15 protein-coding genes are annotated in these 14,219 nt (G+C 61.3%); 12 read left to right on the top strand and 3 right to left on the bottom strand.

Going from position 1 to position 14,219, the window contains the following annotated elements:
* Window positions 1-28: 28 nt before the first annotated feature.
* Complete coding sequence (locus QCL65_RS07570; RefSeq protein ID WP_407315646.1) at window positions 29-949, bottom strand: lipid A biosynthesis lauroyl acyltransferase; 921 nt, start codon at window positions 947-949, stop codon at window positions 29-31.
* A 122-nt stretch (window positions 950-1,071) separates the two neighbouring features.
* On the opposite strand from QCL65_RS07570, the gene minC reads away from it, so the two are divergent.
* The 6 genes from minC (at window position 1,072) to QCL65_RS07540 (ending at window position 7,260) form a co-directional block, all read left to right on the top strand.
* Window positions 1,072-1,797 carry a septum site-determining protein MinC gene (minC, locus tag QCL65_RS07565; protein ID WP_407315645.1) on the top strand — a complete coding sequence of 242 codons (726 nt, stop codon included), beginning with the start codon at window positions 1,072-1,074 and terminating at the stop codon, window positions 1,795-1,797.
* Between the two features lie 152 nt (window positions 1,798-1,949).
* Window positions 1,950-2,765: a septum site-determining protein MinD gene (gene minD / locus QCL65_RS07560; protein ID WP_407315644.1), complete on the top strand. Its 816-nt coding sequence runs from the start codon at window positions 1,950-1,952 to the stop codon at window positions 2,763-2,765.
* Window positions 2,762-3,016, top strand: a complete 255-nt coding sequence (gene minE, locus QCL65_RS07555) for a cell division topological specificity factor MinE (protein ID WP_407315642.1) — start codon at window positions 2,762-2,764, stop codon at window positions 3,014-3,016. Before minD ends, minE begins: the two co-directional genes overlap by 4 nt.
* A 93-nt stretch (window positions 3,017-3,109) precedes the next feature.
* Entirely contained in the window at window positions 3,110-3,745 is a 636-nt protein-coding gene (locus tag QCL65_RS07550; protein ID WP_407315641.1) for an RluA family pseudouridine synthase, read from the top strand.
* Window positions 3,746-3,846: 101 nt separating this feature from the next.
* Window positions 3,847-5,136 (top strand): M18 family aminopeptidase, encoded by a 1,290-nt coding sequence (locus QCL65_RS07545; protein ID WP_407315640.1) that lies wholly within the window; start codon window positions 3,847-3,849, stop codon window positions 5,134-5,136.
* Window positions 5,137-7,260, top strand: a complete 2,124-nt coding sequence (locus tag QCL65_RS07540) for a mechanosensitive ion channel domain-containing protein (protein ID WP_407315639.1) — start codon at window positions 5,137-5,139, stop codon at window positions 7,258-7,260.
* A gap of 9 nt (window positions 7,261-7,269) precedes the next feature.
* On the opposite strand, the gene QCL65_RS07535 is transcribed toward QCL65_RS07540, so the two are convergent.
* Entirely contained in the window at window positions 7,270-7,983 is a 714-nt protein-coding gene (locus QCL65_RS07535) for a UTRA domain-containing protein (protein WP_407315638.1), read from the bottom strand.
* 350 nt (window positions 7,984-8,333) lie between these two features.
* On the opposite strand from QCL65_RS07535, the gene QCL65_RS07530 reads away from it, so the two are divergent.
* The 6 genes from QCL65_RS07530 (at window position 8,334) to QCL65_RS07505 (ending at window position 13,578) form a co-directional block, all read left to right on the top strand.
* Window positions 8,334-9,398: an ABC transporter substrate-binding protein gene (locus QCL65_RS07530; RefSeq protein ID WP_407315637.1), complete on the top strand. Its 1,065-nt coding sequence runs from the start codon at window positions 8,334-8,336 to the stop codon at window positions 9,396-9,398.
* A gap of 80 nt (window positions 9,399-9,478) precedes the next feature.
* Complete coding sequence (locus QCL65_RS07525; protein WP_407315636.1) at window positions 9,479-10,288, top strand: alkaline phosphatase family protein; 810 nt, start codon at window positions 9,479-9,481, stop codon at window positions 10,286-10,288.
* Window positions 10,281-11,123 carry an ABC transporter permease gene (locus tag QCL65_RS07520; protein ID WP_407315635.1) on the top strand — a complete coding sequence of 281 codons (843 nt, stop codon included), beginning with the start codon at window positions 10,281-10,283 and terminating at the stop codon, window positions 11,121-11,123. Before QCL65_RS07525 ends, QCL65_RS07520 begins: the two co-directional genes overlap by 8 nt.
* Window positions 11,110-11,907, top strand: a complete 798-nt coding sequence (locus QCL65_RS07515; protein ID WP_407315633.1) for an ABC transporter permease — start codon at window positions 11,110-11,112, stop codon at window positions 11,905-11,907. Before QCL65_RS07520 ends, QCL65_RS07515 begins: the two co-directional genes overlap by 14 nt.
* A 1-nt stretch (window position 11,908) precedes the next feature.
* Window positions 11,909-12,898: an ABC transporter ATP-binding protein gene (locus QCL65_RS07510; protein WP_407315632.1), complete on the top strand. Its 990-nt coding sequence runs from the start codon at window positions 11,909-11,911 to the stop codon at window positions 12,896-12,898.
* Window positions 12,899-12,924: 26 nt separating this feature from the next.
* Entirely contained in the window at window positions 12,925-13,578 is a 654-nt protein-coding gene (locus QCL65_RS07505) for an HAD family hydrolase (protein WP_407315631.1), read from the top strand.
* 1 nt (window position 13,579) lies between these two features.
* Here QCL65_RS07505 and QCL65_RS07500 read toward each other — a convergent pair whose 3' ends face one another.
* Entirely contained in the window at window positions 13,580-14,173 is a 594-nt protein-coding gene (locus QCL65_RS07500) for a tRNA-uridine aminocarboxypropyltransferase (RefSeq protein ID WP_407315629.1), read from the bottom strand.
* Window positions 14,174-14,219 lie beyond the last annotated feature (46 nt).

Genomic DNA, 14,219 nt, shown 5'->3' with positions numbered 1-14,219 from the left:
CCCCGATTTTTTTTATCTGGCTTGCCCCTCAATACAGCTTCGCCTCCCCCGGGGGGCGCGACTTGAAGCGCCGATGCGCCCACAGATACTGCTGCGGGCACTCGCGCACAGCCTGCTCGACCCATTGGTTAATGCGCAAGCAATCCGCGGCTTCCGACTCGCCAGGAAAGCCCTGCAACGGCGGGTGAATGACCAAGCGGTAACCGCTGCCGTCGGCCAGGCGCTGCTGCGTAAAAGGGATCACCCGCGCTTTGCCTAAACGGGCAAAGTGAGTCGTCGCCGTCACGGTCGCCGCCGGGATACCGAACAGCGGCACGAACACGCTTTGCCCGGCCCCGTAGTCCTGATCCGGCGCATACCAGATGGCGCGGCCTTTGCGCAGTTGTTTGATCATCGCGCGAACATCTTCACGCTCAACCGCCAGGGAATCATCGTTGTGCCGCTCGCGGCCACGTCGTTGGACGAAGTCGAATACCGGGTTCTTGTGTTCGCGGTACATGCCGTCGATGGTGTGGCGCTGGCCCAATAACGCGGCACCGATCTCCAGCGTGGTGAAATGCAGCGCCATGAGGATCGCGCCCTGCCCTTGTTGCTGCGCGGCCTGCAAATGCTCCAGCCCTTCGATGTGCGCAAGCCGCGCCAAACGGGCCTTTGGCCACCACCAGCTCATGGCCATTTCGAAGAATGCCACGCCTGTGGAAGCGAAATTTTCTTTAAGCAAACGCTTCCTTTCGACGGACGGTAACTCGGGGAAACACAACTCCAGATTACGCGCCGCAACGCGTCGCCGGTCGCCGGCCACCCGATACATCAGCGCCCCCAGCGCCCGCCCAACCCGCACCAGCGCTGGGAATGGCAGCTGTACCAGCAGCCACAACAGGCCCAGGCCCAGCCACAATGGCCAGAATTTAGGGTGGAGGAAGTAACGACGAAAACGCGGGCGTTCCATGGGCAATCCGGGCAAATAACAAGGCCGGGCATTCTACAACGGTTCAGCCGCGGGTTGCGGCTCGCAGGCGTTCTCGCTATAAGTCTCGGCACTTTTTCGTAACAAGGCGCTTTTTGCCGACCATGAGCCAGACCGATTCGCAAGACCACGCCCCCGTGTTCCAGCTAAAGGGCAGCATGCTCGCCATCACCGTGCTTGAGCTGGCGTACAACGACCTCGAAGGCCTCGACCGCCAGTTGGCCGCCAAGGTGGCCCAGGCTCCCAATTTTTTCAGCAATACGCCGCTAGTGATTGCCCTCGACAAGCTGCCCGCCAACCAGGGCAACATTGACCTGCCTGCGCTGATGCGGGTTTGCCGCCAGCATGGTTTGCGCACCCTGGCCGTGCGCGCCAGCCGCATTGAGGACATCGCTGCCGCGATCGCTATCGACCTGCCCGTGTTGCCGCCGTCCGGCGCCCGCGAGCGGCCGTTGGAGGTTGAGGAGAAAAAGCCCGAAAAGCCCCCTGAGCCAGTGCTTCAGCCGACTAAGATCATCACCACGCCGGTGCGTGGGGGGCAGCAGGTTTATGCCCAGGGCGGCGATCTGGTGATCATTTCTTCGGTGAGCCCCGGTGCGGAACTTCTCGCCGATGGCAATATCCATGTCTACGGGCCGATGCGCGGCAGGGCGTTGGCCGGTATCAAGGGTGATCGCAAAGCGCGTATTTTTTGCCAGCAGTTGAGCGCCGAACTGCTGTCAATCGCCGGCCAGTATAAGGTTGCCGAAGACTTGCGCCGCGACCCGTTATGGGGCTCGGCGGCCCATATCAGTCTCTCCGGTGATGTGTTGAACATCACCCGTCTTTAACGGATACTGCCGCCTTTTTCAACGCAACTTTTAATTTGGAAGGCAATAAGCCATCTTTTTCGGAAATTTCCGACAGCTTTTGCTACCTGTGGTTGTTTTCAAGTCACGTTTTTGGGGATTAACAATCCCTTTTTCATTAGGGGTGATACACCTTGGCCAAGATTTTAGTGGTTACATCCGGTAAAGGCGGTGTGGGCAAAACCACCTCCAGTGCCGCTATCGGTACCGGGCTCGCACTGCGCGGGCACAAGACCGTGATTATCGACTTCGACGTCGGCCTGCGTAACCTCGACCTGATCATGGGCTGCGAGCGCCGAGTGGTTTACGACTTCGTTAACGTGGTCAACGGTGAGGCCACCCTCACCCAGGCCCTGATCAAGGACAAGCGCCTTGAGAACCTGTACGTGCTGGCCGCCAGCCAAACACGCGACAAAGACGCCCTGACCCTCGAAGGCGTCGAGAAAATCATCAACGAACTCAAGGAAAGCTTTGAGTACGTGCTCTGCGATTCGCCGGCCGGTATCGAGAAAGGTGCCCACTTGGCGATGTATTTCGCCGACGAAGCGATTGTCGTGACCAACCCGGAAGTGTCTTCGGTGCGCGACTCGGACCGCATGTTGGGCCTGCTGGCCAGCAAATCGCGCCGTGCCGAGCGAGACGAAGAGCCGATCAAGCAACACTTGCTACTGACCCGCTACAACCCGGAGCGCGTGAGCAAAGGTGAAATGCTCGGCGTGGAAGACGTCGAAGAAATCCTCGCGGTGCGCCTGCTGGGTGTGATTCCTGAATCTCAAGCGGTACTCAAGGCATCCAACCAGGGTGTGCCGGTGATCCTCGACGAACAAAGCGATGCGGGCCAGGCTTACAGCGACGCGGTCGATCGCCTGCTGGGCAAAGAAATCTCCCATCGTTTCCTCGACGTGAAAAAGAAAGGCTGGATCGAGCGCATATTTGGAGGCCGTGAATGAATATTTTTGACTTCTTTCGTGACCGCAAAAAGGGAAGTACCGCATCGGTAGCGAAAGAGCGTCTACAGATCATCGTGGCGCACGAACGCGGCCAACGCAGCACCCCGGATTACCTGCCTGCTCTGCAAAAGGAGCTGGTCGAGGTGATTCGTAAGTATGTCAATATCGAGAACGATCAGGTTCACGTCGCACTCGATAGCCAGGGCAGCTGCTCGATTCTGGAACTGAACATCACCCTGCCCGATCGCTGATCGGCTGAGTGCAGGCAACGGCGACTCCCGGGTGTAAGGCCTGCGAGTCGCCGTTGCCGTTTTACCTGTCTGGGTTTACTGAAAAGGCCCCCAATGCCGTTGTCCACTATTCGCATCATCCACCAAGACGCCGCCGTATTGGTGGTCGATAAGCCCACTTTGCTGCTGTCTGTGCCCGGCCGGGCCGACGATAACAAAGACTGCCTGATCACCCGCCTGCAGGAAAACGGCTACCCAGAGGCGCGCATCGTGCACCGGCTGGATTGGGAAACCTCGGGCATCATCCTGCTGGCCCGGGATGCCGACAGCCATCGCGAGCTCTCACGCCAATTTCATGACCGTGAAACCGAAAAAGCCTACGCCGCGCGCTGCTGGGGGCAACCCAGCCTGGACAGCGGCAGCATCGATTTGCCCTTGCGCTACGACCCCCCGACCAAGCCGCGCCACGTGGTCGACCACGAGCATGGCAAGCACGCGCTGACTTTCTGGCGGGTCTTGGAGCGCTGCGGCGAGTGGTGCCGGGTAGAGCTGACGCCGATCACTGGGCGCTCTCACCAACTACGCGTACACATGCTCTCCATTGGCCATCCACTGCTGGGTGACGGCCTGTACGCCCATCCGCAAGCCCTGGCGGCCTACGACCGGCTGTGTTTACATGCCAGCCTGTTGGCCTTTACCCACCCGGTGACCGGCGAACGGTTGCGCTTCGAGTGCCCGGCACCGTTCTAAAAGCCCGCCAGCGCAGGCGCCGCTGCCAAGGCGCCTGAACTCCCTCGCCACGCCCAGCGGCCAATCGGTTAAACTCGCGCCACTGCTGCTTGGAGTGAATTATGCGCGATGCTTTGAACCAGGGCCTGATCGATTTCCTCAAGGCCTCCCCTACCCCTTTTCACGCGACCGCCAGCCTGGCCCAACGCTTGGACGCTGCCGGCTACCAACGCCTGGACGAGCGCGACAGCTGGGCCACGGTCGCCGGTGGGCGCTACTACGTGACCCGCAACGACTCCTCGATCATTGCTTTTCGCTTGGGCCGCCACTCGCCCCTGATCGACGGCATGCGCCTGGTCGGCGCCCACACCGACAGCCCCTGCCTGCGGGTCAAACCGCAACCCGAACTGCAACGCCAAGGCTTTTGGCAGCTGGGCGTCGAAGTCTATGGCGGCGCCCTGCTCGCGCCTTGGTTCGACCGTGACCTGTCCCTGGCCGGGCGGGTGACGTTTCGCCGTGACGGCAAGGTCGAAAGCCAACTGATCGATTTCCGTGTGCCCATCGCGATCATCCCCAACCTGGCCATTCACCTGAACCGCGAAGCTAACCAGGGCTGGGCGATCAACGCGCAAACCGAGTTGCCACCGATTCTCGCCCAGGTCGCGGGGGATGAACGGGTCGACTTCCGCGCCCTGCTGACCGAGCAATTGGGCCGCGAGCATGGCCTGAACGCGGATGTGGTGCTGGACTACGAGCTGAGTTTCTACGATACCCAGAGCGCTGCCGTGATTGGCCTGCACGGCGACTTTATCGCCGGCGCGCGCCTGGACAACCTGCTGTCGTGCTACGCGGGCCTGCAGGCCTTGCTCAATGCCGAAGGCGACGAAACCTGCGTGCTGGTGTGCACCGACCATGAAGAAATCGGCTCCAGTTCCGCCTGCGGCGCCGACGGCCCGATGCTCGAACAAACCCTGCGGCGCTTGCTGGACGACGGCGATGACTTCGTGCGCTGCATGCAGCGTTCGCTGTTGATCTCCGCCGACAACGCCCACGGTGTGCACCCTAACTACGCCGACAAGCATGACGGCAACCATGGGCCCAAGCTCAACGCCGGGCCAGTGATCAAGGTCAACAGCAATCAGCGCTACGCCACCAACAGTGAAACCGCCGGGTTCTTCCGTCATTTGTGCATGGCCGAAGAGATCCCCGTGCAAAGCTTCGTAGTGCGCAGTGATATGGCCTGCGGTTCGACCATTGGTCCTATCACCGCCAGCCACCTGGGCGTGCGCACCGTGGACATCGGCCTGCCGACCTTCGCCATGCACTCGATCCGCGAACTGGCCGGCAGCCAAGACCTGGCTCATCTGGTCAAAGTCCTCGGCGCCTTCTACGCCAGCCGGGACTTGCCCTGAGTGAACATCCGCCGCACCCTGCTGACGCTTCTGATCTGCCTCCTGCCGCTGGCCTACAGCCAAGCGGCAGGTTTGCCTGGCTTGACGAGCAGCTCCACCGCGCCTCAGGCAGAGCCCAGCCAACCCTTGGGCCAGTCCCTGGATGAGGTCATCCACAGCCTGGAAAACGACCAGCAGCGCGGCAAGTTACTGGCCGACCTGAAAAAACTCCGCGACACCAGCCAACGCGCCCAGCCTGCCCAAGAGGCTGGCGTACTGGGCATCATTGGCACCGCCTTGCAACAGTTCGAGCAGCAATTCGCCGGCAAGGACAGCCCCCTGACCCGCTGGGACGACGAGCTCGCCCTGGCCGGGCAAGAGCTGCAGGCGCTGGTACTGCCGCTCAGAGAGTGGCCACCGATTATCTTTGGCTTCGTTTTGATCTTGCTGATCTGGAGCCTGCTGGCCTACGCCCTGATCTGGGCCAGCCACCGCGTACGCGAACGCTTTCAACTGCCCGAGGAGCTACCCCAGCACCCTCGCACATGGGACCTGCTGCGCTTCGCCCTGCGCAAGTTGGGGCCCTGGCTGATCGCCCTGTTGATTACCCTCTATGTGGGCTATGCCCTGCCCTCATCTCTGGGTAAAAGCCTGGCCATGGTATTGGCCTACGCCTTGGTGGTGGGTACCTGTTTCTCCGCGATCTGCGTGATCGCCTTTTCCTTGCTCGATGGCCCTCACCGCCATCGCGCCCTCTACATTCTGCGCCACCGCGCCTTTCGCCCGCTGTGGATGATCGGCAGTTTCGCTGCCTTTGGCGAAGCCATGAGCGACCCGCGCATGGCCGCCAGCCTGGGCAACCACTTGGCCCATACGGCTGCAACCCTGGCCAACGTGCTGGCGGCGCTGTCGACCGGGCTGTTCGTGCTGCGCTTTCGCCGGCCCATCGCCCATTTGATCCGCAACCAGCCCCTGGCACGGCGCCTGAACCGACGGGCCTTGAGCGACACCATCGAAGTGCTGGGGGGCTTCTGGTACCTACCGGCCCTGGCACTGGTGGGGGTGTCGCTGTTCGCCACGTTCTTCTCCGCCGGGGATACCAGCACGGCCCTGCGCCAGTCACTGATGTGCACCGTGCTGCTGGTATTGTGCATGGTGCTCAATGGCTTGGTCCGGCGCCACGCCCTGCGGCCGGGCAAAAGCCTGCGACGCCACGCGGTGTACTCCGAGCGCTTGAAGAACTTCTGCTACACCCTGGTGCATCTGGGCGTATGGCTGGTGTTCATCGAGTTGGGCTTAAGGGTTTGGGATTTATCGCTGATTCGCTTCGCCGACGGTGAAGGCCACGATATCAGCGTGCGCTTGCTGGGCCTGGCCGGCACGCTGATCGCCGCCTGGCTGGTCTGGATACTCGCCGACACGGCGGTGCATCATGCCCTTACCCGCTCGCGTAAAGGCTTGGCCAACGCCCGCGCGCAGACCATGATGCCGCTGATCCGCAATGTGCTGTTCGTGGCGATTTTCATCATTGCCGCCATCGTCGCCCTGGCCAATATGGGCATGAACGTCACGCCACTGCTGGCCGGTGCTGGCGTGATCGGCCTGGCCATCGGCTTCGGCGCGCAATCGCTGGTGGCTGACCTGATCACCGGCTTGTTCATCATCATTGAAGACTCCCTGGCCATCGATGATTACGTGGACGTGGGTGGGCACCTGGGCACGGTCGAAGGCTTGACCATCCGCACAGTGCGCCTGCGGGACATTGACGGCATCGTGCACACCATCCCGTTCAGCGAAATCAAAAGCATCAAGAACTACTCGCGGGAATTTGGCTACGCGATCTTTCGTGTAGCGGTACCCCATAGCATGAACATTGACGACGCAATCAAGCTGATGCGCGAGGTCGGCCAGAAGATGCGCAGCGACCCACTGCACAAGCGCAATATCTGGTCGCCCCTGGAAATCCAAGGGGTGGAGAGCTTCGAGTCGGGCACCGCGATCTTGCGGGCGCGCTTCAAGACCGGGCCGATCAAGCAGTGGGAGGTGTCGCGGGCATTCAACCTGGCGCTCAAGCGCCAGCTGGACGAAGCGGGCCTGGACCTGGCGACGCCACGCCTGAGTGTGCAAATGGTGGCGCAAACTTGAAACGGCGGCTTACCCCACCTGGGCGCTCAGCCGGATTGCATCATGGCGCCAGTACTCCAGGTCGCAGTCGATCAAGCGTCCATCCTGGTCGAAATTGACCCGCGTGATCAGCAAACCCGGGCTCCCCACCGACACCTTGAGCGCAGCCGCCGCTTCCACGTGCAAAGCGGTGGGCGTCATTTCAAAACAGACTCGCCCATAACGCAGCCCATACTGGTTCAAGTACAGCTCGGTCAGGGGTTGGCTCAGGTCATGCTCAAGAATGCCGGGGAATACCGCCGGTTTGAGGTAATGCTCGACGTACAGCACTGGGCGCTGGTCGATACAACGCAAGCGGCGCAGCTGCACCACGCTGGACAAAGGCGGCAATTGCAGGCCCTCGCACACCGCCGCCGGGGCCGGTTGCTGGCGGGCACTGAGTAGGCGCGTAGAGGGTTCGCGGCCTTGGTCGCGGACCATGGCGTGAAAATGGCTGCGCTTCATCAAGTCGTAGTCCAGCCGCGCTGGCGCGATAAACCACCCGCGCCGCTCCTCGCGGTAGATCAAGCCCTGGGCTTCAAGCTGCAGCAAGGCCTCGCGCAAGGTAATGCGGGTGGTGTCGAAGACCTCACTGAGCTTGCGCTCGGCCGGGAGCTTGCAGCCCGAGGACAACAGCCCGTGTTCGATCTGTTCCTGCAATGCCTGGCAAATCAGGGTCACCGCTCGGGGCGCAGCCTCACGCATCAAAATCATCCTTCTGGTCTAGTCCAGAGCCAAAATAGCGCACTGCATTTCTTAAACAGAGCCTAGGCCCAGAAAATGACACTGCCGTGACGGGGCTGCCGTGAGCTCGCCATCGGGCCGCCACCAGGCCCCTTGCACCCGGCCTACAAGCCTTGCGAATCAAGTGTTTCAGCATGGTCTACGCTTAGCGGGCAGGCGCCTGCGGAAACACTCTGCAAGGCTTGCGCCAGCTGCACTTACATCAAAATGTCATGCGACCTGCCTAAATTGGCTCAGGTATTGCTGACCTAGACCAATAACGGCAATTCCCATCACCCACTAGTGCCCCCTGTCCTCTCTAGGAGCTTCGGATGAAAAAGCTTTTCCTGGCCACACTGTTAGGTTCAAGCATTGCCCTGTGCACGTCGGCCATGGCCGCTGACACCGATTTGTCCACCCTGGAAGCGGCGGCCAAGGCTGAAGGCGCCGTGAACAGCGTCGGCATGCCCGATGCCTGGGCTAACTGGAAAGGCACGTGGGACGATCTGACCGCCAAGTACGGTCTCAAACACATGGACACCGACATGAGCTCGGCCCAGGAACTGGCCAAGTTCGCCGCAGAAAAAGACAACGCCAGCGCCGACATCGGCGACGTGGGTGCAGCCTTTGGCCCGATTGCCGTGGCGCAGGGGGTCACTCAACCCTATAAACCCACCACTTGGGAGCAAATTCCGGACTGGGCCAAAGATAAAGATGGCCACTGGATGCTCGGCTATACCGGCACCATCGCATTCATCATCAATAAACAGTTGGTGAAAGAAGCCGACATGCCGAAAAGCTGGGCTGACCTGGAAAAAGGCAAATACAAGGTTGCCATCGGTGACGTCAGCACCGCCGCCCAGGCCGCCAATGGCGTATTGGCCGCAGCCATTGCCCGTGGCGGCGATGAAAGCAACCTGGCGCCAGGCCTGCAGTTATTCACTAAGCTGGCCCAGCAGAAACGCCTGTCGCTGGCGAACCCGAGCATTCAGACCCTGGAAAAAGGTGAAGTCGAAGTAGGCGTGGTGTGGGACTTCAACGGCCTTAGCTACCGCGAACAGATCGACCCCAAACGCTTCGAGGTGCTGATCCCATCCGACGGTTCGGTGACTTCCGGCTACACCACCGTGATCAACAAATACGCCAAGAACCCTAACGCCGCCAAGCTGACCCGTGAGTTCATCCTGAGTGATGCGGGCCAGATCAACCTCGCCGAAGGCCACGCCCGGCCGATCCGTGCCGACCATGTAAAGATGCCAGCTGAGGTCGCGGCCAAACTGTTGCCATCCCAGCAATACGCCAAAGCCAAGCCCATCACCAAGCCTGAAGCCTGGGAAAAGAGCTCCAAGGCGCTGCCGCAACAGTGGCAGGAACAAGTCATCATCGAAATGAACTGACCGCCCAGCCGTAGCGAGGGGGCCGCTGGCCCCCGACCTGGGCGGCCGCAATAACGACCTCTCACCAAGAGCCCTGCGCCATGCCGCACAAAGTCATTCTGGTCTTGCTGGACGGCCTCAACTACAGCGTGGCCCGCCATGCCATGGGCCATCTGCAGGCCCATATCGGGGCTGAGCACGGCGCCTTCTATCAATTGCAATGCGAGCTGCCCGCGCTGTCGCGGCCGCTCTATGAATGCATCCTCAGCGGCATCGCGCCGATTGAAAGCGGTATCGTGCATAACCAGGTCAGCCGCTTGTCCACCCAGCGCAGTATCTTTCACTATGCCCGTGAGGGTGGTCGCAGCACGGCGGCGGCGGCCTACCATTGGGTCAGCGAGCTGTACAACCGCTCACCCTTCAACGCCGTACGGGACCGCCACACCGAAGACCCAACGCTGCCCATCCAGCATGGGCATTTTTACTACGCAGACCACTACCCCGATTCGCACCTGTTCGTCGATGCCGAGAGCCTGCGGCTCAAGCACGCGCCGGACTTCCTCTTGATACACCCCATGAACATCGATGACGCGGGGCATAAATACGGCCTCGATAGCGCGGCCTACCGCAATAGTGCACGTAACGCCGACAGTCTGCTGGCCGATTACCTGCAAGGCTGGCTAGACGCCGGCTACCAGGTGCTGATCACCGCCGACCACGGCATGAACAACGACCGCTCCCACAACGGCCTACTGGCGGAGGAGCGGGAAGTGCCGCTGTTTCTGATCGGCGACGCCTTTAGTCGCAACCCCAATGTGCAGCCATTGCAAACGCAGCTGTGCGGGCTGGTGTGCGACTTGCTGGGCGTAGCCCACGACAAACCCACTTGCCAGGAGTTGCTGAGTGAGTAACCCGACCCGAGGCAAAGGGCTGGCACTCCTGTGCTTACTGCCCTTCGCGGTATTTTTTATCGTCTTCCAAATCGCCCCTCTGGTCTGGGTGGCGATCAGCAGCTTACAGTCGGAAAGCGGCTGGGGCCTGGCCAACTTCTACAAGGCCTTTGGCTCGAAATTCTACCGCCAGGCCATTCAACTGAGCCTGGAGATCAGTTTCTGGTCCAGCGTATTCGGCCTGTTGATCGCCCTGCTGGGCAGCTACTCGCTGCGCCGGGTCGACTCGAAACTGCGCGACTTCGTCAGCGCGTTCGCCAACATGACCAGCAACTTCGCCGGCGTGCCCTTGGCGTTCGCGTTTATCATCCTGCTCGGTTTCAACGGTGCTATCACCCTGATTCTCAAAGATGCCGGGCTGATCGACGACTTTAACCTGTACTCCAAGACCGGCCTGATCATCACCTACACCTACTTTCAAATCCCTCTGGGTGTGCTGCTGCTCTACCCTGCCTTCGACGCTTTGCGCGAAGACTGGCGCGAGTCCGCCGCACTGCTCGGCGCGAGCACTTGGGACTACTGGCGCCATATCGGCCTGCCCGTACTCACCCCGGCGCTGCTTGGCACGTTCGTGATTCTGCTGGCCAACGCCCTGGGCGCCTACGCCACGGTGTACGCGCTGACCACCGGCAACTTCAACGTGTTGCCGATTCGTATCGCCGCCATGGTGGCCGGTGATATCAGCCTGGACCCGAACCTGGCCAGCGCTCTGGCGATGATTCTGGTCGGCCTGATGACCCTGGTCACGGCCGTGCACCAATGGCTATTGAAGAGGAGTTACCATGTCGCGCGCTGACGCCGGGCCCGCCAGCCTCTACCACCGCGCGGTGGTCTGGCTGCTGTTCCTGATCCTGCTATTGCCGCTGGCCGGCACCCTGCTCTATTCCCTGGCCAGCAGTTGGTCGGCGACCATCCTGCCCAGTGGCCTAACGTTCAAGTGGTACCTGGCCCTATGGGGCGAGCCGCGCTTTTTGCAGGCATTCGGCCAATCGCTGCTGGTGTGTGTAGGGGCATTGCTGCTTTCGGTGGTGCTGATCCTGCCACTGCTGTTCGTCGTGCATTACCACTTTCCACGGCTGGATGCGCTGATGAACATTCTTATCCTGCTGCCGTTTGCGGTACCGCCTGTGGTCTCTTCGGTGGGGCTGCTGAACCTCTACGGTTCCGGGCCGATGGCGATGGTGGGTACGCCGTGGATTCTGATCGGTTGTTACTTCACCATCGCTTTGCCATTCATGTACCGGGCAATCACCAACAACCTGCAGGCGATCAACCTGCGTGACTTGATGGACAGCGCCCAGCTGCTCGGCGCCAGCACCTGGCAAGCGGCGTTTCTAGTGGTACTGCCCAACCTGCGCAAAGGCCTGATGGTGGCGCTGCTGCTGTCGTTCTCCTTTCTATTCGGCGAGTTCGTGTTCGCCAACCTGCTGGTCGGCACCCGCTACGAAACCCTGCAGGTGTATTTGAACAACATGCGCAACAGCAGTGGCCATTTCAACAGTGCCCTGGTGATCTCCTACTTCGTCTTCGTGCTGGTGCTGACTTGGGGCGCCAACCGTCTGAACAAGGACAAACAGTGATATGAGCTTTGTCAGCGTCGAACGCCTGGAAAAGACCTACGGCGATACGCCCATTTTCAGCGACATTAATTTCACGATCAGCCGGGGTGAGTTCATCACCCTGCTCGGCCCCTCTGGCTGCGGCAAGTCCACCCTGCTGCGCTGCATCGCCGGGCTGACCTCGGTGGACAGCGGCAACATTCTCCTGGACGGGCAAAACCTGGTGCCGCTGAGCCCGCAAAAGCGCGACATCGGCATGGTGTTCCAGAGCTATGCGCTGTTCCCCAACATGAGCGTGGAACAGAACGTCGCCTTTGGCTTGCGCATGCATAAGGTCAAGAGCCAGGAGATCCAGCAACGGGTAGCTGACGTGCTGCGCCTGGTGGAGCTGCAGGATTTCGCCTCGCGCTACCCTCATCAGCTCTCCGGAGGCCAGTGCCAGCGCGTGGCCCTGGCCCGCTCACTGGTGACCCGGCCGCGCTTGCTGCTGCTCGATGAACCGCTGTCGGCACTGGACGCGCGGATCCGCAAGCACCTGCGCGAACAGATCCGGCAGATCCAGCAAGAGCTGGGCCTGACCACCATTTTCGTGACCCACGACCAGGAAGAAGCGCTGACTATGTCAGACCGCATCTTTCTTATGAATAAGGGGCAGATCGTCCAGAGCGGCGATGCGCAAAGCGTCTACACCGCCCCCAAGGACGCCTTCGCTGCAGGCTTCATCGGCAACTACAACCTGCTCGACACCGAGCAGGCCAGCCGCCTGCTGCAACGCCCCATCGCTGCGCGCCTGGCGATCCGCCCCGAGTCCATAAGCTTGAGCCTGAGCGGTGAGCAGGAAGGCGAGATCCGCAGCCACAGCCTGCTGGGCAATGTCATCCGGTATCGGGTACAGGCGCGTGGGGTCGACCTGGTGGTCGATGTGCTTAACCGTTCGGCCAGTGATCTGTTGCCCAATGGTCAGCGGGTCTCATTGAGCATCGATCCTGAGGCCCTGTGTGAGGTAGCCTGAAGGCTTTTCGAGGAGTAAGCGACATTATGGCTTTAGCGATTTTCGATTTGGACGAAACCCTGATCCACGGCGATTGCTCGTCGCTGTGGAGCGAACACATGGCGCGCCTGCAATGGGTGGATGCCGAGTCGTTCGTGAAAAAGGACCACGAACTGATGGCCGCCTACGCGCGCGGGGAACTGGCCATGGAGGAGTATATGGCCTTTACCCTGGAACCCATGGCCGGGCGCACGCCGGAAGAAGTCGCCTATGACGTTGAGCCTTGGGTCGAAGACGTGATCGAACCGCTGATCTATAGCGCCGCCACGCGCTGCATCGCTGCCCATCGCCAGGCCGGCGACCGTATTTTGATCATTTCTGCTTCAGGCGTGCACTTGGTGCAACCGATTGCCGAACGTATCGGTGTCGAGGAGGTATTGGCCATCGACCTGCAGGTGCTAAACGGGGTGTACAGCGGCCAGACCCAGGGCACCTTGACCTACCGCGAAGGCAAGGTTAAACGCCTTCACGACTGGCTGGACGCTGAAGGGGAAAACCTCGAGGGTGCGTGGTTCTATTCCGACTCGCGCAACGACTTGCCCCTGCTGGGGCTGGTGGACAAGCCGCAAGCGGTGAACCCCGACCCGGTGCTACGCGAACACGCCGAAAAACATGGCTGGCCCATTCACCAATGGCAGTGACTCAGCGCGCGTGGTTGCGCTGGTAGGTCGACTCACCCATGGCGGCGATCTGCCTGTCGATCAGCGCATCGAACGGCTTCAACAGGGCCTCGAATGACGCCGGGGCCTCCAGCACGCTCAGGGCTTGGGTCACGGCTTCAAGGGTGGACAGCGCATCGGCCGCCGGCGCCTTGCGCAGCCGATAGGTCGAGGGGGCAACCTGGGCCAGGCATACCCGAGGCAGCGCAGCCAGCAGCGGGTTCAGGTGCAGCAACTTGCGCGCCTTACGCCAGGTGCCGTCCGGTACCACCAGCAGTTTCGGCCGTTGGCCCTCGGCGTATGGCCGCAAGGCCTGGGCCTGTGGCCCCGGAAAGAGCAGGCAAGCGTCGTAGCCGGGTTCGCTTAACCATGCCGCCAACTCCGTGAAGACTTCCCCCACTTTCAGCTCTGCGTTCTGCAGGCCCAACGCCGCCAACCGCGCCGTATTCAATGCATGGCCGGCCTCGCTGGGGTGCTGCAATACCAGCACTCGGGTGTGGCTAGGCAAGTGCGGGATCAGCGCGCACAAGCAATGGGATTGCGGGCGCTGGCAGCGTGGGCATTGGGGTCTGGACATGGGCCGGGATTGTGCCGCAGCAGGCATAGCGCAGCAAGCGCCCCAC

Origin of the sequence: Pseudomonas sp. nanlin1, from assembly GCF_045571515.1 — a bacterium.
Taxonomy (GTDB): domain Bacteria; phylum Pseudomonadota; class Gammaproteobacteria; order Pseudomonadales; family Pseudomonadaceae; genus Aquipseudomonas.
Note: the sequence above shows the minus strand (reverse complement) of the source record. Positions and strands in the feature narration are given on the sequence as shown.

What these genes read in the sequence shown, in the direction of transcription:
- QCL65_RS07570 (WP_407315646.1), bottom strand. Translation starts at nt 949, where the DNA reads ATGGAACGCCCGCGTTTTCGTCGTTACTTCCTCCACCCTAAATTCTGG.
- minC (WP_407315645.1), top strand. Translation starts at nt 1,072, where the DNA reads ATGAGCCAGACCGATTCGCAAGACCACGCCCCCGTGTTCCAGCTAAAG.
- minE (WP_407315642.1), top strand. Translation starts at nt 2,762, where the DNA reads ATGAATATTTTTGACTTCTTTCGTGACCGCAAAAAGGGAAGTACCGCA.
- QCL65_RS07550 (WP_407315641.1), top strand. Translation starts at nt 3,110, where the DNA reads ATGCCGTTGTCCACTATTCGCATCATCCACCAAGACGCCGCCGTATTG.
- QCL65_RS07545 (WP_407315640.1), top strand. Translation starts at nt 3,847, where the DNA reads ATGCGCGATGCTTTGAACCAGGGCCTGATCGATTTCCTCAAGGCCTCC.
- QCL65_RS07535 (WP_407315638.1), bottom strand. Translation starts at nt 7,983, where the DNA reads ATGCGTGAGGCTGCGCCCCGAGCGGTGACCCTGATTTGCCAGGCATTG.
- QCL65_RS07530 (WP_407315637.1), top strand. Translation starts at nt 8,334, where the DNA reads ATGAAAAAGCTTTTCCTGGCCACACTGTTAGGTTCAAGCATTGCCCTG.
- QCL65_RS07525 (WP_407315636.1), top strand. Translation starts at nt 9,479, where the DNA reads ATGCCGCACAAAGTCATTCTGGTCTTGCTGGACGGCCTCAACTACAGC.
- QCL65_RS07515 (WP_407315633.1), top strand. Translation starts at nt 11,110, where the DNA reads ATGTCGCGCGCTGACGCCGGGCCCGCCAGCCTCTACCACCGCGCGGTG.
- QCL65_RS07510 (WP_407315632.1), top strand. Translation starts at nt 11,909, where the DNA reads ATGAGCTTTGTCAGCGTCGAACGCCTGGAAAAGACCTACGGCGATACG.
- QCL65_RS07505 (WP_407315631.1), top strand. Translation starts at nt 12,925, where the DNA reads ATGGCTTTAGCGATTTTCGATTTGGACGAAACCCTGATCCACGGCGAT.
- QCL65_RS07500 (WP_407315629.1), bottom strand. Translation starts at nt 14,173, where the DNA reads ATGTCCAGACCCCAATGCCCACGCTGCCAGCGCCCGCAATCCCATTGC.